Here is a 20,954-nt window from a genome sequence, read left to right on the forward strand (position 1 = left end):
TACACACGGCTACGCCCCGCTCACTGGCGGGGCGACCTTGCCAAGGCTTATTCACTCGCGTTTTTCTGGCCTCTCAAGCATGCGGTAAAACACGGCACAGCAGGCGCCAAACACGACGTGGGCGCCAAAGGTTGTCCATCCTCGCAATTCGGCAAACCAGGTAAAGGCGCCTGACATGCCGTAGAAATTCAGTACATACAACAGCACGCCAAACGCGGCGCCCGTCAGCGCCACCAGGCCCATGCTCGAGTCGAGCTGGAACGGCGCGATGATGGCAGCCAGCATCATGGCGAAGGTAATACCGAGGATATAGTGAACTGCCAGCGCCGCAATCACGACGGTCAGATCGTAGCCGGAAGTTTGCAGCACCTCCCAGCCCATGACCATCGCCGCTACCATCCGGGTTGTCAGCCATCGGTCACCGCCTTGCACGGTGGCCCATAACAACTCCATCAACATCAGGATGCCGCCGGCTCCGAAACCGGCGATGGCTGCGGCGGTCCAGTCAGCCTGGCGCGCCACCCAGCGATGCGATTGCAACACGCGAAGTTCCATGACTTCCTCCTGTGCAGGGTCCGTAACTCATATTAGTACGCAAACCACGAAGATGCAAAGGAGTTAAGCTTGCACGCTTTTTAGGCAGTTTTGGATGGAAGTAAGAAGAAATGCTGGCGTCCCCACGGGGATTCGAACCCCGGTACTCACCGTGAAAGGGTGATGTCCTAGGCCTCTAGACGATGGGGACCTGTTGGACGATTGCTACGTTGTGCCTTGTTGGTGGAGGTAAGCGGGATCGAACCGCTGACCTCTTGCATGCCATGCAAGCGCTCTCCCAGCTGAGCTATACCCCCCCTGGGCACAACATAATGCGAAAAGCTTGGCGTCCCCACGGGGATTCGAACCCCGGTACTCACCGTGAAAGGGTGATGTCCTAGGCCTCTAGACGATGGGGACCATATGGACTTTCCGTTACTACTATCAATCTCTGCCGCGTTGGTGGAGGTAAGCGGGATCGAACCGCTGACCTCTTGCATGCCATGCAAGCGCTCTCCCAGCTGAGCTATACCCCCATGCTGGCACAGATTGTTACTGCTCTTGGCGTCCCCACGGGGATTCGAACCCCGGTACTCACCGTGAAAGGGTGATGTCCTAGGCCTCTAGACGATGGGGACCCTGGACTACTTTCTACTGCATTTCCTTCGCTAAACTGGTGGAGGTAAGCGGGATCGAACCGCTGACCTCTTGCATGCCATGCAAGCGCTCTCCCAGCTGAGCTATACCCCCGTTTTCGAAGGAGACAGAAGTATAGCAGCCCTTCTTTAAATTGCAAATGCTAATTTGCAAGATTGTCGAAATTATTTACGCAAACTTGCTCAAGCGGGCTGCCACGGTGTCGCGTCCAAACAATTGCAGCACAGCATCGATGGCAGGCGTCTGCAGTTGGCCGGCCACCATCAGGCGCAGCGGCATGGCCAGCTGAGGCATTTTCAGGCCGTGTGCAGCCAGCACTTCCTTGATCATGGCGGCAATCGCCTCCTTGGTCCACTCGACAGTAGCGATGCGGGCGGCGAAGTCGGCCACGGCAGGCTTGACGGCATCGGTGTAATGCTGGGCCATCAGGGCCGCCTCAGGGTTGGGCGCGCGGTAGAACAGCATTGCAGCGTCAGCCAGTTCGACGATGGTGTTGGCGCGGTCCTTCAGCAGGCCGATCACGGTGGCCAGTTCAGGCGCGCCTTCGAAGACGGCGCCGGCAGCCAGCAGCGGCTTCCTGGCCAGTTCGGCCAGGCGGGCATTGTCGGCTTGCTTGATCCAGTGATTGTTGACCCAGGCCAGCTTGTCGAAGTCGAACTGCGCCGACGACGCCGTCAGGCTTTCCAGGTTGAACCATTCGGTGAACTGCTCCATCGAGAACAGCTCATCGTTGCCATGCGACCAGCCCAGGCGCGCCAGGTAGTTCAGCATGGCTTCCGGCAGGTAGCCCTTGTCCGCGTAGTCGATCACGCTGACGGCGCCGTGGCGCTTGGATAGCTTGGCGCCGTCCGAGCCCAGGATCATCGGCAGGTGGCCGTATTCCGGCAGCTTGGCGCCGATGGCGCGCAGGATGTTGATCTGGCGCGGCGTGTTGTTCACGTGGTCGTCACCGCGCAGCACGTGGGTGATCTGCATATCCCAATCGTCCACCGCAACGCAGAAGTTATAGGTTGGAGTGCCGTCCGGGCGGGCGATGACCAGGTCGTCCAGCTCCTTGTTGGAAATGGTGATCGGGCCCTTGACCACGTCAGTCCAGCTCACCTCGCCATCCAGCGGATTCTTGAACCGCACCACAGGCTTGCGGTCAGCCGGCACCGGCGGCAGGGTCTTGCCCTCTTCCGGACGCCAGGTGCCGTCGTAGCGCGGCTTTTCGCCGGCGGCAGTCGCCTTGTCGCGCATGGCCTGCACTTCTTCCGGCGACGAATAGCAATGGTAGGCGGTACCGGCAGCCAGCATCTGCGCCACCACTTCGCGGTAACGGTCCATCCGCTTCATCTGGTAGAACGGGCCTTCGTCATGCTGCAGGCCGAGCCACTCCATGCCATCCAGGATCGCCTGCACCGCTTCCGGGGTCGAACGCTCCAGGTCGGTGTCTTCGATACGCAGCACGAAAGTACCGCCGAAGTGGCGTGCGAAAGCCCAGGAATACAGCGCAGTGCGTGCGCCGCCAAGGTGCAGGAAACCGGTTGGGCTAGGTGCGAAACGGGTACGGACTTGAGTCATTTCGAGTGGGAAGCGAAAAATATAAAGGCGTAATTCTACCTGTAATGAAAGTCGGGGTCAGGTCTGGCAATCGGACATTTTGTCCGATTGCCAGACCTGACCCCGACTTTCAACAGTTACTTGACAGTGACGGTGATGCTCTTGGACAGGCCGGGGCCGTAGCTTTGGTGGGCGCCGTTGGCGAATTGCATGGTCAGTTTGTAGGTGCCTGGCGGCAGGGTGACGTCGGTTTCGGTCTGGCCTTTGCCAAAGTGCAGGTGGGTCTCGTCGAAGGGGATCGATTCGCCAACCTTCATGCTGTCACCGTTGATCAGCAGGTGGTGGTGGCCGGTGTTGCTATCCATGGTGCCGGCTGGCTTCACTTCCATGCCGGTGACCGCGAACTTGACCTTGAAGGGGCTGCTGACTACCGCGCCGTTCTTAGGCTCGGTGAAGTCCACCGTTTGCGCGGCAGCGGTGCCTGCCACCAGGGCCATTGCCAATGCGGCCAGAATCTTCTGCATATCTGTCTCCTTATCTGAGAGGGGGTCCAACGTATTTGACGATCAAGCCTTTCGGCCCGACTGCCCATCCGGCGCCGGAAGCTGAAAAGCCAACGGCGTTCAGTTTCGTTTCCTTTTCGATAATTGTCCAGCTTTTGCCGCCGTCGCGGGTATAGCCCGAGCCGGCCAGGCCAACGGCCACGAAAGTGCTGCTCGTCCCGGGCACAGGCACCACTGCCGACATGAAGCCGGCAGGCAGGATCGGCGCGGGCGACCAGCCTGCCCCGCCATCGCTACTGATGGCGCCATTCAGCGTTTCCAGCGATGGCTCCTTGTAGTCGCCGCCTGCAACGATGCCGCGCCCGTTGCCGGCAAAACCAACCGAGAACGCGCCCTTGCTTGCTGCGGCAGCCGGAATCTGCAGCGTCGCCACTTGCCAGCTTTGCCCTCGGTTAACGGAGCGAAATATCCGCGACTGGGCTGCGCCACCGGTGACAAACCATGCATCGGCCTTCCCGCCCACACTCAGGCAGGTGCCGCTGGCGGCGAAGGCGCCCTCCTGCGGCAGCGCAGCCAGGCCGTCAGGGTCGTTCACCGCCTGCCAGCTTTCGCCGCCGTCGCCGGTCACGAGGACCTGGAAGGCGCCGCGCACCGGGTCGCCAAACACGACGCCGTTACGGGCATCCCAGAACGCCATGGCATCCCAGAAGCCCTCAGCATCGTTGTTCACGATCAGCAGTTGCCAGGTGGCGCCACCGTCACGCGTGCGGTACATGCGGGAGGCCGCACCGGGTCCGGCGCCCATCACGATCGCCGTGTTGGCGTCAAATGCCTCGATATCGCGGAAGTCGAAAGCTTCCGCGCCGGGCACCGCATGTAGCGTCCAATGTTCGCCATCCACTGTGCGCAGCACGGTACCCTTGGCGCCACTGGCCCACGCCACCTTGTCGTTCAGGACAGACAGGCCGCGCAGCTCGGTGGTGGCAGCGTGCTGCTGCGGCACCCATGCTGCCGCACGAGCTGGCGCAGGCGCCTCGGCAACCGGTGGCAATGCCGAACAACCGGCCAGTGCGGCAAGTACCGCGCAAGGGATGGCGCGCAGCATCAGTCGTGCTTGATGACGATGCTAGGGAATTTGCTGCTCATATCCTTGGCCTTTTCGGCCACCTTCACCGCTACCTTGCGTGCGATGGCCTTGTAGATTGCCGCTTCGGCGCTATCCGGCTCGGCGACCACAGTCGGCTTGCCGGAATCCGCCTGTTCGCGGATCGCCAGCTTCAACGGCAATGCGCCCAGGAAGTCCACGCCGAAGTCAGCGCACATCTTCTCGCCGCCGCCGTGCCCAAAGATCTCTTCCACATGGCCGCAGTTCGAGCAGATATGGGTACTCATGTTCTCCACTACGCCCAGGATCGGGATGCCGACTTTCTCGAACATCTTCAAGCCCTTGCGCGCGTCCAGCAGCGCGATATCCTGCGGCGTGGTGACGATCACGGCGCCGGTCACCGGCACCTTCTGGGACAGGGTCAACTGGATGTCGCCGGTACCAGGCGGCATATCGACGATCAAGTAGTCCAGGTCGCGCCAGTTGGTCTGTTCCAGCAATTGCTGCAGGGCCTGGGTGACCATCGGGCCGCGCCACACCATCGGCTCGTCCGGATCGATCAGGAAACCGATCGAGGAAACCTGGATGCCATGGCCTTCCATCGGGTCCATGGTCTTGCCGTCGGAGGTGGTCGGGCGGCCGGAAACGCCCAGCATCATCGGCTGAGACGGGCCGTAAATATCGGCATCCAGCACGCCGACGGACGCGCCTTCGGCGGCCAGCGCCAGCGCCAGGTTGACAGCGGTGGTCGATTTACCGACGCCCCCCTTGCCTGAAGCAACGGCGATGATATTCTTCACGTTCGGCATCAGCTTCAGGCCGCGCTGCACCGAGTGGGAAATGATCTTGCTGGCGATGTTCAGGTTCACTTTCGCGCCCAGCGGCTGCAAGGCAGCCAGCACATTGGCGCGGATCGATTCGATTTGCGACTTGGCCGGGTAGCCCAGTTCGATATCCAGGCTGATTTCGCCCCCCTCGACCTTCAGGTTGCGGACCGATTTGGAGGAAACAAAGTCCTTGTTTGCATTAGGGTCAATTACTTTGGACAGTGCTGATTTGACGTCATCTACGGTGATACTCATGCAATTCTCCATTGGTGATGGCGCAGTCTAGCGCATCCGCTGGTAAAATGCTCTTTTTATCCACCTTACAAGCGCATCAATTATGACTCGCAAGCTGTTCGTCACCACTGCCCTGCCATACGCAAACGCTGCCTTCCACATCGGCCACATGATGGAGTACATCCAGGCCGACATCTGGGTCCGTTTCCAGCGAATGCAGGCCGAAGGCGACGGTTTGCGGGAAGTGCACTTCGTGGGGGCCGATGACACCCACGGCACCCCGATCATGATCGCCGCTGAAAAAGAAGGCATCACCCCGCAGGAATTCGTGGCCAAGATCGCCGCCGGCCGCCCGCAGTACCTGGACGGCTTCCATATCGCTTTCGATAACTGGTATTCCACCGATTCGCCGGAAAACGTGGAGCTGTCCCAGGGCATCTACCGCAAGCTGCGCGAAGCTGGCCTGATCCAGACCAAGACCGTTGACCGCTTCTTCGACCCGGTCAAGGGCATGTTCCTGGCCGACCGCAACATCAAGGGCGAGTGCCCGAAGTGCCACGCCAAGGACCAGTACGGCGACAACTGCGAAGTGTGCGGCGCTGCTTACCAGCCGACTGACCTGATCAACCCGTATTCGGTCTTCACCAACGCCACCCCGATCCTGAAGCCGTCGGAACAGTACTTCTTCAAGCTGTCCGATCCGCGCTGCTTCGAGTTCCTGCGCGACTGGCTGAACACCCCGGGCCGTTTGCAGCCGGAAATGGTGAACAAGGTCTCGGAGTGGCTGGGCGAAGCTGGCGAAAAGCTGGCGGACTGGGATATCTCGCGCGACGCGCCCTACTTCGGCATCCCGATTCCCGACGCGCCGAACAAATACTTCTACGTCTGGCTCGATGCGCCGGTCGGCTACCTGGCTTCGCTGAAGAACTACTGCGGCAAGAAAGGCATCGACTACGAGGCGCTGCTGGCCGATCCGGGCACGGAACAGATTCACTTCATCGGCAAGGACATCGTGTCCTTCCACCTGCTGTTCTGGCCTGCGATGCTGCAATTTGCCAAGCACCCGACCATCGACCGCATGAAGGTTGCCGTGCACGGCCACCTGACCGTGAACAACGAGAAAATGTCCAAGTCGCGCGGCACCGGCATTTCGCCGCTGCGCTACCTGAACCTGGGCATGAATCCGGAATGGCTGCGCTACTACCTGGCCTACAAGCTGAACTCCCGCGTCGAAGACCTGGACTTCACCGGTGACGACTTCGTGGCGCGCGTGAACTCTGACCTGATCGGCAAGTTCGTCAACATCGCCTCCCGTTGCGCTGGCTTCATCGCCAAGAAGTTCGACGGCAAGCTGGCTTCCGAACTGTCCGCTTCCTCGCAAGAGTGGATCAGGAAGGCACTGGTCGCTGAAGATGGCGCCGAGCGCCAGGCCGCCATCGCTGCCAACTTCGAATCGCGCGAGTTCGGCAAGGCCCTGCGTGAAATCATGGAAATCGCCGACGTGGCAAACCGCTTCGTCGACGAGAACAAACCGTGGGTACTGGCCAAGGACGACACCAAGCTGGCCGAACTGCACGACGTCTGCACCACCGCCTTGATCCTGTTCCGCCAGCTGACCATCCTGCTGTCGCCAGTGCTGCCGGGCGTTGCAAGCAACGTGCGCACCTTCCTGAACGATGCAGCTTACACCTGGGCCGATACTTCGGTGGCATCGGGCGCCGCATGGCAGCCGCTGCTGGGCCGCACCATCGGCGCCTATAGCCATCTGATGACCCGCGTGGACGCGAAGATGATCGAGGACCTGTTTGACGCGCCTGCGCCGGCCGCCGCCGCTCCTGCAGCCGTCGCAGCCAAGTCTGAGAAAGCCGCCAAATCCAAGGCCCCCGCTGCCCCTGCCGTCACCGAAACCGGCATCGAAGTCATCGCCCCTGAAATCTCGGCCGACGATTTCTTCAAGGTCGACCTGCGTATTGCCAAGATCGTCAACTGCGAACACGTGGAAGGTTCCGACAAGCTGCTGCGTCTGACGCTGGATGCGGGCGAAGGCCGCCACCGCAACGTCTTCTCCGGCATCAAGTCGATGTACCAGCCAGAAGACCTGGTCGGCAAGCTGACCGTCCTGGTTGCCAACCTGGCGCCACGCAAGATGAAGTTCGGTGTCTCGGAAGGCATGGTCATGGCCGCCTCGGCGGTCGATGAGAAGTCCAATCCAGGCATCTACATCCTCAATCCATGGCCGGGCGCCACGCCGGGCATGCGCATCAGCTAAGCATGGACATAATCGTCCGCGAAGCAACTGCTGAAGATGCGCCCCTGATCGCCGAGCTCACGCGCAAAGCGTGGGCCGGCAAGGTCAACGTCACCTCCAGCGGACACCGTGAAACCGCCGTCAACGTCGCCGATCACCTGCGCGACGGCGGCGGTTTTATTTTGCTCGACGGCGACACGCCGATCGGCTCCGTGCGCTGGCTGCCGCTCGACGCCGAACCGGATGTGTGGGAAATCCTGCGCATGGGCGTGGTGGCCGACTACCGCGGCACCAACCTGTCGCAGCATCTGCTGGAAGCCGTGATCCACCACGCCCTGGCCGCCGGCATCGAAGAATTGCGCCTCGCCGTGCGCAGCGACCAGCCCAAGCTGATCGACTTCTACACCGCCTACGAATTCACGCTGGCCGAGGAACTCGAATACTCGCACGCCAACCCGCTGGAACCAGCCCCGCTGGTCATGCGCCGCCTGCTGCGCCACTGATTCGATCTCCCGCCCGCAGAGCCGGACGGGAGTAAAAGGCCAGCCCGATCAGAACTTCACGGTCGCCGACTGGTCCGCTGTCAGTTTGGCATCCTGGTAGGCGTAGCCGCCCGCCACGCTCCAGATGCGGGTAAGCTGGCCGGTCAGGCCAAGTTCCACGCCTTTGCTGCGCTGCCCATCCACCAGGATGCTGGTGCCGGCTACCGGGCCGGGCACAATCACGTTCGTGCGATCCAGCTTGTATGCTGCGGCGGTCGCCGACAGTCCCGGCGCCACGTCCCACTTGACGCTCGCTTCATAGTTGCTGAACTCCTCCGGGTCGAAAGTTTTGTTGGTCACGCTCAGGGACGTCAGCTGGTCGCCGCTGCGCGGTGCGAATGCGCGGCTGTAGCTGGCATAGATCGACACGGCCGGCACAGGTTTATACATCAGGCCCGCGCGCGGCGAGACCGGCGTATCGCTAACATCGATTTCAGTGTTGGCCAAGCGATTGGTATGGTCAACGCTGAAACGGTCGTAGCGCACGCGCAGCACAGCCTGCCATTGCGGCGAAAACTCGACCTGGTCCTGTACATAGGCCGAAGCGACGTCGGCGATACTGGAATTGCTGGAATTGACCGCTGCAAAGCTGATGCCACCCGTGTAAATCGGATCGGTAGCCGGCATGGTCGGCGTCGCGCCCGGGAAGACGCCATTGCGGCGCACGCCATCCGTTTCCTGGCGGCCGAACTCGAAGCCGAAGGCGAGCTTATGGCGAATAGTCCCAGTAGCCAGCGCGTATTTCAAATCCGTCTGGTTGAAGCGGTTTTCGCGCCTGGTCTCGTCGCGATAGGCGCCAACCGCCAGGCGGCCCGTGGTGGCCGATACCGCGCCGCCAGCAAACACGTTCTGGTAATACTTGTCGTAGTCCGCAAACCGCGTGCGGTTGCGCAGCAGCAGGCCGTTGCTAAAATCATGCTCCAGCAGCGCCGTGAACGCGTTCAGGTGCACGGCATTCGGGCTCAGGCCTGCATTGCCAAAGAAGGTCGAGGCATCGGCGTCGTACGGCGGACCGTTAAAGGAGGGGACGCCGCGGTCGCCAACACGCTCGTCCTGGAAACGTTCATATGCCACGCTGAGCACGCTGCCGCGGCCGGCGCGCCAGGTGGCGGTAGGGTTGATGCCCTTGCGCTCCAGGTGCATGCCGTTGCGGAAGCTGTCCGAGTCTTCCAGCATTGCGTTAACGCGCACGGCGACACTCGGGATTGATGGCATCGCCAATGTCGATGGCGGCACGCTTCTGGCTGTCGGAGCCGTAACTGAGTACGGCTTCACGCACCGGCTGGTAGCGCGCCTGCTTGGTCACGCGGTTGATCACGCCGCCCGCGTCGCGCAGCAGCGTGTCGGTCTTGGTGGCGGTCGAAGTCGACTGCTGGGCATAGCCCTGCTCCGCCGCCGCATGCACATTCACTTGCGGCAGTACTTGGGAGTCATCGGCAAAAGCAGTGCAGGCGGAGAGTGCGGCGGCAACGGCGAGGGAAATCCGGGTGGGGTTGAAACGGGTCATTCTAGTTTTGAGCCGCCCCTTTCCCGCTTAAGCTGGATCAAGGAATTTCAGCTACGCCGCCAGCCGTACCAGATGCCGACCGCGACCGGTGCGCCGAGGGTCACGGCGGAGATGGCGTCCAGCCAACCATCCCCTAGCAGCGCGGAAACCAGGCCGATGGTAGTCGAGACGCCGAGGGCGATCGGGGCGCCCCACAGTTTCCAGTTCATTTCGCAGCTCCTTCCAGCGCTGCTGCCGGTACCTCGGCCATATCGGCGGAGGCCGTGTTGGCGCCCGCGGCGACACCGCGCTTGAACCACAGGTACAGGCCGCTGCCCAGCACGATGATCGTGGCAATGTCGAGCAAGGCCCACAGCAGCTTCATGGCCTGGCCGCCGTAATCACCGAAGTGCAGCGGCTGCGAGACCAGCAGCGCAGTCAGATACCACGGCAAGTCGCGATTGTCGGTGACTTGCGCCGTCTGCGCATCGACCAGCACCGGCTTGTACAGGCGCGAGGTCAGCGCCTGGTCGCCGCGCATGAAGATGCCGTAGTGATGCGCGCTGGTGAATGGCGTCCCGGGGAAAGCCACAAAGCCGATCTTCATGCCCGGTTCGGCCGCCAGTGCGCGCTGCATGGAATCTTGCATCGACGCCAGCTTCGACGGCGGTGGCAGGTTCTTGTAGGGCGCCACCATTTCCGCCATTTCCGTGACCTGCCAGTACTTGAGCAACAGGTCGGCCCAGGTATTGATCATGCCGGTCGCACCCACCACCAACGCCCAGACCAGCGTCACGATGCCCAGCAGGTTATGCATGTCCAGCCATTTCAGGCGCGGAGCACGGTCGCGCCGCACCGTGCCGAAATCGAGCTTGCGCATGAATGGCGCGTACAAGACCACGCCGGAAATGATCGCCACAACCAGCAGCAAGCCCATGAAACCGAGGAACAGCTTGCCCCACAGGCCCGCATACAAGTCCACGTGCAGGTGGAACATCATGCCCAGGAAGGTGTCCTCGAAATTATGCTGCGCCAGGACCTTGGCCGTGCGCGCATCGACCGCGACCGGCTTGAAGTTCTCGTCCGTGGGATGGTCGCCCAGGGTCAGGTTCCAGATGTTCGGCTCATCGGCCTCTTGCGACATGTACATCATGATCTTGCCGGGGTACAGGGCTTTGCCCGCCGCGATGATGTCGTCGATGTTGGCTTTGGGGGCGTTTGCCGGCATTTGCGGCGCTTCCGTCTCGTAGCCCATCACATGGCCGATCTCGTGGTGATAGATCAGCGGCAGCCCGGTCAGACAAAGCAGCAGCATGAAGAGGGTGCAGACCAGGCTGCTCCATTTGTGGATCCACGCCCAGAGGCGGGTATTTTTCGGGCTCATCGGGAAATTGTTAAACTATGTAAATGCGAACGATTCGCATTTCGTCTAAGATATTACATTCAGCAACTAATTTTGGCTAGTCTTCATGTACAAACTTACTCCCCTCGCCTTCGCAGCCGCCATCCAGGCAAGCAGTCCAGTAATCGCCCAGGACATGCAGACCGTGGTCGTCAGCGCATCTGCCGACGCCTCGGCCGAAGGCCTGCCCAAGGCGTATGCCGGCGGCCAGGTCGCTCGCGGCGGCCGTCTCGGCCTGCTGGGCAACTTGGACATGATGGACACGCCGTTCAATACGACCAATTACACCCAGGCCTTGATCCAGGACCAGCAGGCACGCTCGGTGGCCGACGTGCTGCAGAACGATCCGTCCGTGCGGGTGGCGCGCGGCTTCGGTAATTACCAGGAGCTGTACGTGATCCGCGGCTTTGCCGTCAATTCGGACGACCTGGCCTATAACGGCCTGTACGGCATGCTGCCGCGCCAGTTTGTCGCCTCCGAGCTGCTGGAGCGCGTGGAAGTCTTCCGTGGCGCGAACACTTTCATCAACGGCGCCCAGCCGGGCGGTGGCGGCATCGGCGGCACCATCAACCTGCTGCCCAAGCGCGCCGGCAACCGCGACCTGACATCGCTGACCATTGGCGCCGAATCGGGCGGCCAGGGTTATGCTGCGCTGGACCTGGGGCGCCGCTTCGGGCCCGAGCAGCGTACCGGGCTGCGCATCAACGCCGTGCTCCGTGATGGCGGCACCGCGATCGACCGCGAAGGCCGCGAGCTGAGCGCGCTGTCAGCGGGCCTGGACTACCGCGGCAATGGCTATCGCCTGTCGGCCGACATCGGCCACCAATCCCACGCATTGACCGGGGCCCGTCCAAGCGTGACCCTGGCGCCGGGCATTGCCCTGCCAGTCGCTCCCGATGCCTCGTCCAATTTTGCCCAGGACTGGACCACTTCGGAAGAGCGCGACACCTTCGGCACCCTGCGCGGCGAAATCGACCTGGCCAAAGACGCCGTGGCCTGGGCCGCTTTGGGTGTCCGCAGCGGCAAGGAATTCAATATCCTCGCTTCGCCGACAGTCAGCGCCAGCGACGGCAGCGCCACCATGTTCCGATTTGACAATGCCCGCAAAGACCGCGTGCGCACTGGCGAGGCCGGCCTGCGCGGCAAGCTGCAAACCGGCGCCATCAGCCACAGCCTGAGCGCGACCTTGTCCGGTTACTGGCAGCAGTCGAAGAACGCTTACGCAATGAGCAACTCCTTGCCCGGGTTTGCGACCAATATTTACCGCCCGGTGGACGTGGCAGCGCCAGCCGCCGATTTCTTCACTGGCGGCAAAATGGAGGAGCCGCTGGTCACCAGCAAGAGCATCCTGTCCAGCTACGCCCTTGCCGACACCGTGTCGCTTGACCAGGGCCGATGGCTGCTGACCGCAGGTGTCCGCCACCAGTCGATGAAGGTGTTTGGCTACGACTACAACACTGGCGCCGAAAATGCCGCCTACGACGCAAGCGCCGTCTCGCCGATGGCCGGTATTGTTTTCAAACCGGTCAACGGGGTATCGCTCTATGCCAACTACGTCGAAGGCTTGCAGCAGGGTCCGGTCGCATCGGGCACCGACATCGATAATGTCGGCGAAACTTTCTCACCCTACACGTCGCGGCAGAAAGAACTGGGCGTGAAATTCGATACCGGCTCGCTGGGATTCAGCGCTGCCGTATTTTCCACCGGCATGCCGTCGGCTTATGTCGAAAACCGCCATTTCGGTGTTTTCGGGGAGCAGCGCAATCGCGGCCTGGAATTATCGGTATTCGGCAATCCGATGCGCGGCGTGCGCCTGCTGGGCGGCCTGACCCTGTTGGACGCCAAACAACGCCGCACTGCCGGCGCAATTAACCAGGGCAAGGAGGTCATTGGCGTGCCGAAAACCCAGCTGAATATTGGCGGAGAATGGGATTTGAATGCCGTACCTGGCCTGACCTTGAACGCGCGCGCGGTACATACGTCCAGGCAATTTGCCGATGGCGCCAACCAGCAGCCATTACCATCATGGAATCGCATTGACCTTGGCCTGAATTATGCAATCCGTATTTCAGAGCGCAACGTGACCTTCCGTGCCCGCCTCGATAATGCCTTCGACCGCAATTACTGGGCATCGGCGGGCGGTTATCCCGGCGCCGGCTACCTGGTTGCCGGCGCGCCGCGCACAGCAACCGTTTCGGCCAGCATCGATTTCTGATATGCGCCAGTTATTGGCCTGAATGCGCCAATAACTGGCCGTCCCCGAACTCCAGCGCTGCTATGGGCTTGGGCGGTTTGGGCGGCGGCTTCTGGCAGGCGGAAACGAGCAGTGCCGCGACCAGCGCGGCGGGAACGAGGATACGCATGGCAACCTCCGGCGGAAAATTTGAAATTATCAGATTTAACGCCGGGCTGGCGCACGGCCGGCGGAGACAATAATCCCGCCGACAATCAGGATAAATGCGATGGCGTGATAAATCCTCGGCGCTTCGCCGAGAATCAAGGACGACAGCAACGCCGTAAATAATGGCGTCAGGTTGACAAAGAATGCAGCGACTGCCGGTCCAGCCTGTTGAACGCCGGCGCCCCAGCACCGAAACGCAATAATCGCCGGTCCGATTGCGACATACAGCAGCGCGGCGAATAAAGGCCAGCTCCAGTGCATAACAGCTGCGGAAATGACAGCCTCACCGGCGGCAAATAATCCAGACCAAATCGCGCCAAATGCGACTTGCGCCAGCAGGAAATTCGCCCAATGCCCGCGAATATCGGCGGGACCCGTCGTGCGGGTTAACAGCCAGCTATATATTGACCACGCAATCGTGGCCAGGATCATGAATATATCGCCGGCCACCAGGCGCAATTCCATTAAATGGGTCCATTCACCACGCGCCAATACCAATAACACCCCGGCAATTGACAACACCGCACCCGCAACCTGGCGCCGCGCGACACCAGCGTCGAAAAACAGCCAGCCGGTCAGCATCATCCAGACTGGCATGCCTGACGCCACCAGAGTCACATTGATGGGTGTGGAACTCTGCAGGGCGAGGTATTGCAGGGCGTTGTAGAGCCCGATCCCGAGCAATCCCAGCCAGGTAAAGCGTTGCCAGTTCGCCCACAGCCCGCTGCCACGGCGGAAAATCGGCCCGGCGAAGGGCAGCAGCAAGACAAACGCAATTGCCCAGCGCAGGAAGTTCAGCAGGATCGGCGGCACCTCGTGTGCGACCAAGCGCCCGACGACCGCATTGCCTGCCCAAAGCAGTGGCGGTATGGTCAGGAGTATTGCTGTGCGGGCTTTCATTGTGCCCGCAAGGATACGCTATTTCTGAACTAACCGCGCTTGGCCTTCTGTTTTGCCCCGCCTCCCGCGCCTTCGTCGCTACCGGCCTTGGTGCGGGACTGCTCGTTCTTTGTATTGCGCTTGGCGGTGTTCTTGTTGCCCGTCTGGTCGGACTCGACGTTCTGCACCGATTGGCGGTTCTGTTTGCTGAGTTGTTTGCTCTGGGTCATGGCGTTCTCCTTTGCCGAATCGAGTCCTTACTGTCGCTTGCGCACAGGTGCAAGTCTGTGCGCTGGCAAACCGGGCGTGGCTCCCCGCCCACGCCCGGGGAAGATTCACTTGTCGGCGGGCAGGGCAGCAGTGACAATGGGGGCGCAGCACGAGGCCTAAACAACAATATTAAGAAGGTATCCATGAAACGACTGCTCCCCGCGATCACCCTCCTCCTCCCCGTCGCCGCTTCGGCGCAAACCCAGGTCACGATTTACGGCGTGGTCGACGCCTTCGCCGGCCGCACCGCGACGGCCAGCGCGCCGCAGGCCGTGAACGCGGTCAACAGCGGCGGCATGATCACTTCCTATTATGGGTTCTCCGGCACCGAAGCGCTGGGCGGCGGCCTGAAAGCCCAGTTCCAGATCGAAGGCTTCTTCCGCGGCGATACCGGCGAGGCAGGCCGCTTCCCCGGCGAGGCAATATTTGCACGTAATGCCAACGTCGGCCTGGCCGCCAATTTTGGCCTGGTGCGCCTGGGGCGCATTGCCAACCCCCTGTTTGTCGCCGCCGGCCAGATCAACCCGTTCGGGCCCTCGACCCGCTTTTCTCCGCTGATCAACCAGATTTATACCGCAGTCGGCGGCAATGCGACCCTGGGCGATACCGGCTGGAGCAACTCGATCCAATATGCTTCCAACCCGGTATATGACACCACCTTCGTCGCCCAGTACTCGCTGGGCGAACAGCCCGGTGCACATAACAACAACTGGGCGGCAGTCGCCAAACATGTCGGCAAGGAACTGGCTGTGACGGTGGGCGCAGTGAACGTGCGCTTTGGGCCCGGCCTGAGCGCTGCCGTGCCGGAACAGCGGACCTACCTGGCTGCGGCTTCCTATGACTTCAAGGCGATCAAGCTGTTCGCTTCCTATTCCGACCACCAGGCCAAGGTGAGCGAACGCGACGCCCATTCGGTGCACGCCGGCTTCACCATCCCAACCCATGGCGGCGCGGGGCGCTGGATGGTGGCCTGGTCACGCCTGACGGAGAAGGCCAAAGTCGTGCCGGAATTCCACCGCGACACTGGCGCCGCTGGTTACGATTACAACGTTTCGCCGCGCACCGACCTGTATGCGGTGCTCATGTACGACAAGATTAGCAACGCTAGCAAGGGAAATACCTACGTCGCTGGCATCCGGCATCGTTTCTGACGAGAAAAGACGGTAAAATGTCCGTTGCTGAACCCAGTTATTTTTACAATATGAAATTCCTCAAGCAGAATCACAAATACGAGTCCGACCATACCTTGTTCATCAAGGACCTGAAGGCCAAGAACCCGCAAATGGAAGCTGGCCAGCAAGCCGGCCGCGCCATCCTGTGGGACAAGCCAATGACTTCGCTGGACGACCAGGCCCGCAACAAGGCTTCGACCGTCAAGCAACAGGCTTACGTGTACCAGAACAAGGTATAAGAGCCGGGACGGCACACAGCATGTCGCCAAAAGACGCGGTGGACGAACAGGCCGAACAGGCAGAACTGGCCGTCGCCGCGGATTTGCCGCCTGACGCAGGCGGACCAGGCAGCGGCGCGGACGACGCGCCACCCGACGCAAGCGCCCCGGCGGAAGCCGAAGGCGCCGCATTTGCACGCCTGTACGGCGAGCCGGTGCTCAAGCTGCCGAACGACCTCTACATCCCGCCCGATGCGCTGGAAGTCATCCTCGAAGCGTTTGAAGGCCCGCTGGACTTGCTGCTGTACCTGATCCGCAAGCAGAACTTCAACATCCTCGACATCCCGATGGCCCAGGTAACGCTGCAATACCTGAGCTACGTGGAGGAAATCCGCAAGTCGAACCTGGAGCTAGCCGCCGAATACCTGCTGATGGCGGCCATGCTGATCGAGATCAAGTCGCGCTTGCTGCTACCGCAGCGCCAGCACGACCTCGACGTGGAAGCAGAAGACCCGCGCGCGGAACTGGTGCGCCGCCTGCTCGAATACGAGCAGATCAAGCTGGCCGCCTACGACCTGAACACCCTGCCCCAGGTCGGCCGCGACTTCGTGCGCACCCAGATCTTCATCGAACAAAGCCTGGTGCCCACCTGGCCGGAAGTGGCCGTGGTCGACTTGCAGGACGCCTGGCGCACGCTGATGAAGCGCGCCACGCTGAAGCAGCACCACAAGATCACCCGCGAGGAACTGTCGGTGCGCGAGCACATGACTTCCATCCTGCGCAAGCTGCAATCGAGCCGCTTCATCGAATTTACCGAGTTGTTCAACCCGGAATCGCCGCCGCCGGTGGTGGTGGTGAACTTCGTGGCGATGCTGGAGCTGGCCAAGGAAACCCTGATTGAAATTACCCAGGCGGAGCCGTTCGCACCGATTTACGTGCGCCTGGCTTATTCGCCTGCCTGAAAAAAACCATGAAAATCATCTCCAATATCGAAGAACTGCGCGACCAGCTGAGTGGCCAGTTACGTACCGCTTTCGTGCCAACCATGGGCAACCTGCATGAAGGCCACCTGTCGCTGATGCGCCTGGCGCGCAAGCACGGCGACCCGGTGGTGGCTTCCATTTTCGTGAACCGCCTGCAGTTCGGCCCGAACGAAGACTTCGACAAATATCCGCGCACCTTCCAGGCCGACGTGGAAAAGCTGGAGAAGGAAGGCGTGTACGTGCTGTTCGCGCCAACCGAAAAGGATATGTATCCGGAACCTCAGGAGTACCGCGTACAGCCGCCGGACGGCCTGGGCAATACGCTGGAAGGCGAGTTCCGCCCGGGCTTCTTTGGTGGCGTGTGCACCGTGGTGACCAAGCTGTTCTCCTGTGTGCAGCCAAAAGTGGCTGTGTTCGGCAAGAAGGACTACCAGCAACTCATGATCGTCCGTAACATGGCGCGCCAGCTGGGCATGCCGACCGAGATCGTCGCTGCCGAGACCTACCGCGCCGACGACGGCCTGGCCCTGTCCTCGCGCAATATGTACCTGTCGGCCGACGAACGCGCCGAAGCGCCTGCGCTGTACCGCGCGCTGAACCAGGTGGCAGATGAAGTACGCGGCGGCCACCTCGACGTGTTCCAGCTGGAGCACAAGGCGATGGACGAACTGGCAGCGCGCGGCTGGAAGCCTGACTACATCTCGATCCGCAAGCGCAACGACTTGCAACCGCCAAACGCCGGCGACCTGGCGCAAGGCGAAAAGCTGGTGGTGCTTGCCGCAGCCAAACTCGGCACCACCCGCCTGATCGACAACCTCGAAATCTGAACCGGCAGCGCCGGTCAGCGCAACGCTTCGGCGACCTGGTCGCCGAATTCCACGCCGTGCAATTGCGAAGCGAGCTGGACTGTGCGCAGCGCGCATAGTTCGGCCGCAGGCAATCCAGGCTGCTGCAGGCAGCGCGCCTGATGCAGTGCCGCAAACTCATCGGCCTGAGCATTGCTGCCATGGGCCGATGCCAGCGCAGCAAGCAGCGCGATGCCAATTGCCAATTGCACCTTGAGCGGCAAGGTCCAGCAGTAACGGATGAAGAACATGGCGCCTCCTCAAAGCTAGCCTGTTCTTGATGCTACGCAGACAATATTTCCGCTTAATGACGTCGAATGTTGATTTGACGCAACTAGCCGCCTACCGACTTCACCCACCGCCGTCAGAAAATTCCCACAATAGCTTGCTTTATTGTACGATGCTCCACTTGTGAATTTTCACTTGCAGACTGAACTTCAGTAATAGGAAAGAACAGGATGGAATTCCGGTTGGGCGCTAGCGCCATTACCACGGGCGACAGCAGCCACGACCGAAGCAGCAACGCATCCCTTCATGCAAAGGTGTTGTGCGTCGCCATCCTGGTCATTGCCGCCGGCGCCGAGGCGCGGCGCTGGTTCAACGCACGCCCTGCCAACCCGGCCATGCTGGTCGCGCCGCCCCAGCACGGCAATGTCAGCTTCTCTCCCCGTAGCGCCACACTGCTTCCCACCCCGCCCCACGCGCCCATGGCGCATTCCAGCGCGATGACGCCACTGCCCGGCGGCCGCATGGCTGCCTTCTGGTGGGCCGGCAGCCGCGAAAGCGGGCCGGACGTGAAAGTCTATGCTTCGCACTGGAACGGCAATACATGGGCCCAGCCGTGGGAAGTAGCGAGCCGCGAGTCGCTGTCGGCCGCCCTCGGCTACGGCGTGCGCCGCGTCGGCAATCCGGTGGCCTGGGCCTCGCCGGAAGGGCATCTCAACCTGTTCGTGGTGGCCACCGGCCTTGGCGGATGGGCCGCGTCGCGCGTGGTCCAGATGGTGTCCGATGACCTGGGCAAGAGCTTCACGGTCAAGCGCGTGCTGCCGATGTCGCCACTGTTCAATACCAGCATGCTGGTCCGCACGACACCGGTCGGCCTGGCCGACGGCGGCTGGCTGCTGCCTGCCTATTTCGAGATGGGCATCAAATACCCGCTGATGCTGGCCTTTGACTCGAACGGCGACCCACGCTGGATTTCGCGCATCGGCAGCCGCATCACGACGCTGCAGCCAACCATTGTTCCGTTCTCCTCGTCCGAGGTGCACGCCTGGATGCGCGATGCGAGCCGCGAGCAGCGGGTGCAGCATGCGCGCAGCAGCGACGGTGGCGTCAACTGGGACGACCTGCCCGCGCTGTCGCTGCCGAACCAGAGCACCTCCCTCAGCGCGCTGCGCCTTAGCAACGGCAGTATCGTCCTGTTGCATAACCACGTGCTGCCCGGCGGCTCCGACCGCAATGTGCTGCGCCTGTCGACCACGAAGGACGGCCGCCATTGGACTCAGGTGACCGACATTGCCCACGGCAGCGCCGGGGAAGAGTTTTCCTATCCCGACCTGCACCAGGTCGGCGATGAACTGCACATCACCTACACCTCGCGCCGCGAAGCAATTGCCCACCATGTGATCGGGCTGGATTTCGATGGGGGGGCGGAATGACCCTTCCCGACCTGCTCCTGCAGAACGCTTATGGCAAGCTGGCTTGGGGAATCGTGCTCGCAGCCCTGGTTGCTGCCTTGATCCCCGCTTCCCGCCAGCTGTCGCGCCGCGCCTCGGCTCTGCTCCTGGGCTGCATGGTGATACTGACGCTGCTGCCCGGCCAGTTATCGCCCGCTTATTGGATTGCCCTTGCGCTGCAGTGGCCGAGCGGCTTGCTGGCCGGTCTTTGCCTGGTACGGCTGGCCCACCCCTGGTGGCCAGCCCCGGCCCAGGGCGTCCTGCCGCCTGTTCTCGCCAGCGTAATCGCGCTCCTTGGTACAATCCTCTATCTCGACGCGCTGGGCCTGGTCTCGCTCGGCATGTATTTCTGGGGCTTCGGCCCGCGCGCGGCGCCACTGTGCGCGCTGGCTGCAATGGCGCTTTGCGTGGCCTGGGTCATCCAGGGCCGTTCGCGTCCGCAAGCCTTTGCTGCGTTGGGCGCCCTCGCCCTTTTCACCTTGTTGCGCCTGCCCACCGGGAATCTGTGGGATGCGCTGCTCGATCCTATGCTGTGGATCTGGGCCGTGCTGACGCTCGCGGTGCGGGCCTGGCGCAAACGGGAACGCAATTCTGCATCAGACAAAATCAATGAAGGAGTAGTTCAGTGGTAAATCGTAAATGGTATTCGCATCCGGTCCTGTTGACCGGCATCGCCATCAATCTTTTCGCACTGATACTGGCTGTGTCGGTAAAGGGATCGCCGGAACAACTGATGCGCGTACTGACCGAAGACGGCATCGTCGAATGGCTGCAGTTCCTGTGCTTCGCCATGACTGCGGGCCTGCTGGTGTTTGCCGGCGTCGAACGCTGGAAACGCAGCGGCTTCGACCTGGCCACGCTGGGCATGCTTGGCCTGGGCCTGGTTGTCGCCGCCGCAGCAATGGAAGAAATCAGCTGGTTCCAGCGCATCCTGCACGTGCAGTCTTCCGAGTTCTTCATGCAGAATAACCGCCAGGGCGAAACCAACCTGCATAACCTGGCCATCGGCAAAGGCGGCAGCATCCACAAGACCATCATGCTGAAGATGATCCTGCTGGCCGGCCTGACCCATAACGTGATCCTGCCGCTGCTGGCGCGCTTCCGCCCCGCCGTGCGCGATTTCGTCGAGAAGTTCGGCGTCTACCTGCCACCGCTGCCTGTCTCCGCGATCTACCTGCTGCTGGTGGCCTTGTCGCACGTGCTGATCGATCATCCGCGCAAAGGCGAACTGGGCGAGCTGTTCGGCGCAGTGCACTATATGTCCACCATCTTTGCCGCCTACTTCCTCGGCTTTGGCTACGGCCAGCCCCCAGTGTTCCAGCAGGGGGCGGAATCGCGCCTGGTGGATAAGCTGTTCAGCTGCGTGATGGTATTCCTGCTGCTGACCGCCTGGCTGCTCAGCGCCGGCGCTGGCGCCATGATGGGCTAAG

23 protein-coding genes and 6 tRNA genes are annotated in these 20,954 nt (G+C 61.7%); 10 read left to right on the forward strand and 19 right to left on the reverse strand.

Annotated features, from left to right (window positions below):
* Positions 1–51: 51 nt before the first annotated feature.
* The 11 genes from ACN9MZ_RS19945 to apbC form a co-directional block, all read right to left on the reverse strand.
* The gene (locus tag ACN9MZ_RS19945; RefSeq protein ID WP_426338678.1) at positions 52–555 is read right to left on the reverse strand and encodes a hypothetical protein; all 504 of its coding nucleotides are present in this window, start codon (positions 553–555) and stop codon (positions 52–54) included.
* A gap of 114 nt (positions 556–669) precedes the next feature.
* Positions 670–745, reverse strand: a tRNA-Glu gene (locus ACN9MZ_RS19950).
* 30 nt (positions 746–775) lie between these two features.
* A tRNA-Ala gene (locus tag ACN9MZ_RS19955) sits at positions 776–851 on the reverse strand.
* 27 nt (positions 852–878) lie between these two features.
* Positions 879–954: transfer RNA gene (locus ACN9MZ_RS19960), tRNA-Glu, on the reverse strand.
* A gap of 40 nt (positions 955–994) precedes the next feature.
* Positions 995–1,070: transfer RNA gene (locus ACN9MZ_RS19965), tRNA-Ala, on the reverse strand.
* Between the two features lie 26 nt (positions 1,071–1,096).
* A tRNA-Glu gene (locus ACN9MZ_RS19970) sits at positions 1,097–1,172 on the reverse strand.
* Between the two features lie 36 nt (positions 1,173–1,208).
* A tRNA-Ala gene (locus tag ACN9MZ_RS19975) sits at positions 1,209–1,284 on the reverse strand.
* Positions 1,285–1,359: 75 nt separating this feature from the next.
* Entirely contained in the window at positions 1,360–2,754 is a 1,395-nt protein-coding gene (gltX, locus tag ACN9MZ_RS19980; protein ID WP_426338679.1) for a glutamate--tRNA ligase, read from the reverse strand.
* Between the two features lie 116 nt (positions 2,755–2,870).
* The gene (locus tag ACN9MZ_RS19985; protein ID WP_426338680.1) at positions 2,871–3,257 is read right to left on the reverse strand and encodes a DUF4399 domain-containing protein; all 387 of its coding nucleotides are present in this window, start codon (positions 3,255–3,257) and stop codon (positions 2,871–2,873) included.
* Positions 3,258–3,267: 10 nt separating this feature from the next.
* Positions 3,268–4,341 (reverse strand): WD40/YVTN/BNR-like repeat-containing protein, encoded by a 1,074-nt coding sequence (locus ACN9MZ_RS19990; protein ID WP_426338681.1) that lies wholly within the window; start codon positions 4,339–4,341, stop codon positions 3,268–3,270.
* The gene (gene apbC, locus ACN9MZ_RS19995) at positions 4,341–5,423 is read right to left on the reverse strand and encodes an iron-sulfur cluster carrier protein ApbC (RefSeq protein ID WP_426338682.1); all 1,083 of its coding nucleotides are present in this window, start codon (positions 5,421–5,423) and stop codon (positions 4,341–4,343) included. The genes ACN9MZ_RS19990 and apbC overlap by 1 nt, the downstream gene beginning before the upstream one ends.
* An 82-nt stretch (positions 5,424–5,505) precedes the next feature.
* Between apbC and metG the strand changes: the two genes are divergently transcribed.
* A complete protein-coding gene (gene metG / locus ACN9MZ_RS20000) occupies positions 5,506–7,671 on the forward strand; it encodes a methionine--tRNA ligase (protein ID WP_426338683.1) in 2,166 nt (721 codons plus the stop codon).
* Between the two features lie 2 nt (positions 7,672–7,673).
* The gene (locus tag ACN9MZ_RS20005) at positions 7,674–8,153 is read left to right on the forward strand and encodes a GNAT family N-acetyltransferase (RefSeq protein ID WP_426338684.1); all 480 of its coding nucleotides are present in this window, start codon (positions 7,674–7,676) and stop codon (positions 8,151–8,153) included.
* 48 nt (positions 8,154–8,201) lie between these two features.
* Here ACN9MZ_RS20005 and ACN9MZ_RS20010 read toward each other — a convergent pair whose 3' ends face one another.
* From ACN9MZ_RS20010 to ACN9MZ_RS20025, 4 genes are read right to left on the reverse strand one after another with little or no spacing between them, the layout of a single operon-like run.
* A complete protein-coding gene (locus ACN9MZ_RS20010) occupies positions 8,202–9,383 on the reverse strand; it encodes a TonB-dependent receptor (RefSeq protein WP_426338685.1) in 1,182 nt (393 codons plus the stop codon).
* Positions 9,373–9,699, reverse strand: a complete 327-nt coding sequence (locus ACN9MZ_RS20015; RefSeq protein WP_426338686.1) for a hypothetical protein — start codon at positions 9,697–9,699, stop codon at positions 9,373–9,375. The genes ACN9MZ_RS20010 and ACN9MZ_RS20015 overlap by 11 nt, the downstream gene beginning before the upstream one ends.
* A 47-nt stretch (positions 9,700–9,746) precedes the next feature.
* Positions 9,747–9,908, reverse strand: coding sequence for a hypothetical protein (locus ACN9MZ_RS20020; RefSeq protein WP_426338687.1), 162 nt, complete (start codon positions 9,906–9,908; stop codon positions 9,747–9,749).
* Complete coding sequence (locus ACN9MZ_RS20025; protein WP_426338688.1) at positions 9,905–11,062, reverse strand: PepSY-associated TM helix domain-containing protein; 1,158 nt, start codon at positions 11,060–11,062, stop codon at positions 9,905–9,907. Before ACN9MZ_RS20025 ends, ACN9MZ_RS20020 begins: the two co-directional genes overlap by 4 nt.
* Before the next feature lie 85 nt (positions 11,063–11,147).
* Between ACN9MZ_RS20025 and ACN9MZ_RS20030 the strand changes: the two genes are divergently transcribed.
* Positions 11,148–13,295, forward strand: coding sequence for a TonB-dependent receptor (locus ACN9MZ_RS20030; RefSeq protein WP_426338689.1), 2,148 nt, complete (start codon positions 11,148–11,150; stop codon positions 13,293–13,295).
* Positions 13,296–13,305: 10 nt separating this feature from the next.
* Here ACN9MZ_RS20030 and ACN9MZ_RS20035 read toward each other — a convergent pair whose 3' ends face one another.
* Genes ACN9MZ_RS20035 through ACN9MZ_RS20045 form a run of 3 tightly spaced genes read right to left on the reverse strand, consistent with a single transcriptional unit; the run spans position 13,306 to position 14,590 of the window.
* Positions 13,306–13,443: a hypothetical protein gene (locus ACN9MZ_RS20035; protein ID WP_426338690.1), complete on the reverse strand. Its 138-nt coding sequence runs from the start codon at positions 13,441–13,443 to the stop codon at positions 13,306–13,308.
* Between the two features lie 35 nt (positions 13,444–13,478).
* Positions 13,479–14,381 (reverse strand): DMT family transporter, encoded by a 903-nt coding sequence (locus ACN9MZ_RS20040; RefSeq protein WP_426338691.1) that lies wholly within the window; start codon positions 14,379–14,381, stop codon positions 13,479–13,481.
* 29 nt (positions 14,382–14,410) lie between these two features.
* Positions 14,411–14,590: a hypothetical protein gene (locus ACN9MZ_RS20045; protein ID WP_426338692.1), complete on the reverse strand. Its 180-nt coding sequence runs from the start codon at positions 14,588–14,590 to the stop codon at positions 14,411–14,413.
* Positions 14,591–14,773: 183 nt separating this feature from the next.
* On the opposite strand from ACN9MZ_RS20045, the gene ACN9MZ_RS20050 reads away from it, so the two are divergent.
* The 4 genes from ACN9MZ_RS20050 to panC are packed head-to-tail and all read left to right on the forward strand — an operon-like array spanning position 14,774 to position 17,830.
* Positions 14,774–15,781, forward strand: coding sequence for a porin (locus tag ACN9MZ_RS20050; protein WP_426338693.1), 1,008 nt, complete (start codon positions 14,774–14,776; stop codon positions 15,779–15,781).
* A 50-nt stretch (positions 15,782–15,831) separates the two neighbouring features.
* The gene (locus ACN9MZ_RS20055) at positions 15,832–16,041 is read left to right on the forward strand and encodes a DUF3460 family protein (RefSeq protein ID WP_426338694.1); all 210 of its coding nucleotides are present in this window, start codon (positions 15,832–15,834) and stop codon (positions 16,039–16,041) included.
* Positions 16,042–16,061: 20 nt separating this feature from the next.
* Positions 16,062–16,982, forward strand: coding sequence for a segregation and condensation protein A (locus ACN9MZ_RS20060; protein WP_426338695.1), 921 nt, complete (start codon positions 16,062–16,064; stop codon positions 16,980–16,982).
* Positions 16,983–16,990: 8 nt separating this feature from the next.
* The gene (gene panC, locus ACN9MZ_RS20065; protein WP_426162547.1) at positions 16,991–17,830 is read left to right on the forward strand and encodes a pantoate--beta-alanine ligase; all 840 of its coding nucleotides are present in this window, start codon (positions 16,991–16,993) and stop codon (positions 17,828–17,830) included.
* 14 nt (positions 17,831–17,844) lie between these two features.
* Here the strand turns inward: panC and ACN9MZ_RS20070 are convergent, their stop codons facing one another.
* A complete protein-coding gene (locus ACN9MZ_RS20070) occupies positions 17,845–18,099 on the reverse strand; it encodes a hypothetical protein (RefSeq protein ID WP_426338696.1) in 255 nt (84 codons plus the stop codon).
* Positions 18,100–18,306: 207 nt separating this feature from the next.
* On the opposite strand from ACN9MZ_RS20070, the gene ACN9MZ_RS20075 reads away from it, so the two are divergent.
* The 3 genes from ACN9MZ_RS20075 to ACN9MZ_RS20085 are packed head-to-tail and all read left to right on the forward strand — an operon-like array spanning position 18,307 to position 20,953.
* Positions 18,307–19,506, forward strand: coding sequence for an exo-alpha-sialidase (locus tag ACN9MZ_RS20075; RefSeq protein WP_426338697.1), 1,200 nt, complete (start codon positions 18,307–18,309; stop codon positions 19,504–19,506).
* A complete protein-coding gene (locus ACN9MZ_RS20080; RefSeq protein ID WP_426338698.1) occupies positions 19,503–20,156 on the forward strand; it encodes a hypothetical protein in 654 nt (217 codons plus the stop codon). The genes ACN9MZ_RS20075 and ACN9MZ_RS20080 overlap by 4 nt, the downstream gene beginning before the upstream one ends.
* Complete coding sequence (locus ACN9MZ_RS20085) at positions 20,150–20,953, forward strand: hypothetical protein (RefSeq protein WP_426338699.1); 804 nt, start codon at positions 20,150–20,152, stop codon at positions 20,951–20,953. The genes ACN9MZ_RS20080 and ACN9MZ_RS20085 overlap by 7 nt, the downstream gene beginning before the upstream one ends.
* Position 20,954: the final 1 nt, after the last annotated feature.

It is taken from the genome of Pseudoduganella sp. S-14, assembly GCF_049913285.1.
Lineage (GTDB): Bacteria > Pseudomonadota > Gammaproteobacteria > Burkholderiales > Burkholderiaceae_D > Rugamonas.

Excerpts from the sequence above, each read along its gene's own strand:
- ACN9MZ_RS19945 (WP_426338678.1), bottom strand. The coding sequence starts at position 555 with ATGGAACTTCGCGTGTTGCAATCGCATCGCTGGGTGGCGCGCCAGGCT.
- gltX (WP_426338679.1), bottom strand. The coding sequence starts at position 2,754 with ATGACTCAAGTCCGTACCCGTTTCGCACCTAGCCCAACCGGTTTCCTG.
- ACN9MZ_RS19985 (WP_426338680.1), bottom strand. The coding sequence starts at position 3,257 with ATGCAGAAGATTCTGGCCGCATTGGCAATGGCCCTGGTGGCAGGCACC.
- ACN9MZ_RS19990 (WP_426338681.1), bottom strand. The coding sequence starts at position 4,341 with ATGCTGCGCGCCATCCCTTGCGCGGTACTTGCCGCACTGGCCGGTTGT.
- apbC (WP_426338682.1), bottom strand. The coding sequence starts at position 5,423 with ATGAGTATCACCGTAGATGACGTCAAATCAGCACTGTCCAAAGTAATT.
- metG (WP_426338683.1), top strand. The coding sequence starts at position 5,506 with ATGACTCGCAAGCTGTTCGTCACCACTGCCCTGCCATACGCAAACGCT.
- ACN9MZ_RS20005 (WP_426338684.1), top strand. The coding sequence starts at position 7,674 with ATGGACATAATCGTCCGCGAAGCAACTGCTGAAGATGCGCCCCTGATC.
- ACN9MZ_RS20015 (WP_426338686.1), bottom strand. The coding sequence starts at position 9,699 with ATGACCCGTTTCAACCCCACCCGGATTTCCCTCGCCGTTGCCGCCGCA.
- ACN9MZ_RS20020 (WP_426338687.1), bottom strand. The coding sequence starts at position 9,908 with ATGAACTGGAAACTGTGGGGCGCCCCGATCGCCCTCGGCGTCTCGACT.
- ACN9MZ_RS20025 (WP_426338688.1), bottom strand. The coding sequence starts at position 11,062 with ATGAGCCCGAAAAATACCCGCCTCTGGGCGTGGATCCACAAATGGAGC.
- ACN9MZ_RS20030 (WP_426338689.1), top strand. The coding sequence starts at position 11,148 with ATGTACAAACTTACTCCCCTCGCCTTCGCAGCCGCCATCCAGGCAAGC.
- ACN9MZ_RS20035 (WP_426338690.1), bottom strand. The coding sequence starts at position 13,443 with ATGCGTATCCTCGTTCCCGCCGCGCTGGTCGCGGCACTGCTCGTTTCC.
- ACN9MZ_RS20040 (WP_426338691.1), bottom strand. The coding sequence starts at position 14,381 with ATGAAAGCCCGCACAGCAATACTCCTGACCATACCGCCACTGCTTTGG.
- ACN9MZ_RS20045 (WP_426338692.1), bottom strand. The coding sequence starts at position 14,590 with ATGACCCAGAGCAAACAACTCAGCAAACAGAACCGCCAATCGGTGCAG.
- ACN9MZ_RS20050 (WP_426338693.1), top strand. The coding sequence starts at position 14,774 with ATGAAACGACTGCTCCCCGCGATCACCCTCCTCCTCCCCGTCGCCGCT.
- ACN9MZ_RS20055 (WP_426338694.1), top strand. The coding sequence starts at position 15,832 with ATGAAATTCCTCAAGCAGAATCACAAATACGAGTCCGACCATACCTTG.
- ACN9MZ_RS20060 (WP_426338695.1), top strand. The coding sequence starts at position 16,062 with ATGTCGCCAAAAGACGCGGTGGACGAACAGGCCGAACAGGCAGAACTG.
- panC (WP_426162547.1), top strand. The coding sequence starts at position 16,991 with ATGAAAATCATCTCCAATATCGAAGAACTGCGCGACCAGCTGAGTGGC.
- ACN9MZ_RS20070 (WP_426338696.1), bottom strand. The coding sequence starts at position 18,099 with ATGTTCTTCATCCGTTACTGCTGGACCTTGCCGCTCAAGGTGCAATTG.
- ACN9MZ_RS20075 (WP_426338697.1), top strand. The coding sequence starts at position 18,307 with ATGGAATTCCGGTTGGGCGCTAGCGCCATTACCACGGGCGACAGCAGC.
- ACN9MZ_RS20080 (WP_426338698.1), top strand. The coding sequence starts at position 19,503 with ATGACCCTTCCCGACCTGCTCCTGCAGAACGCTTATGGCAAGCTGGCT.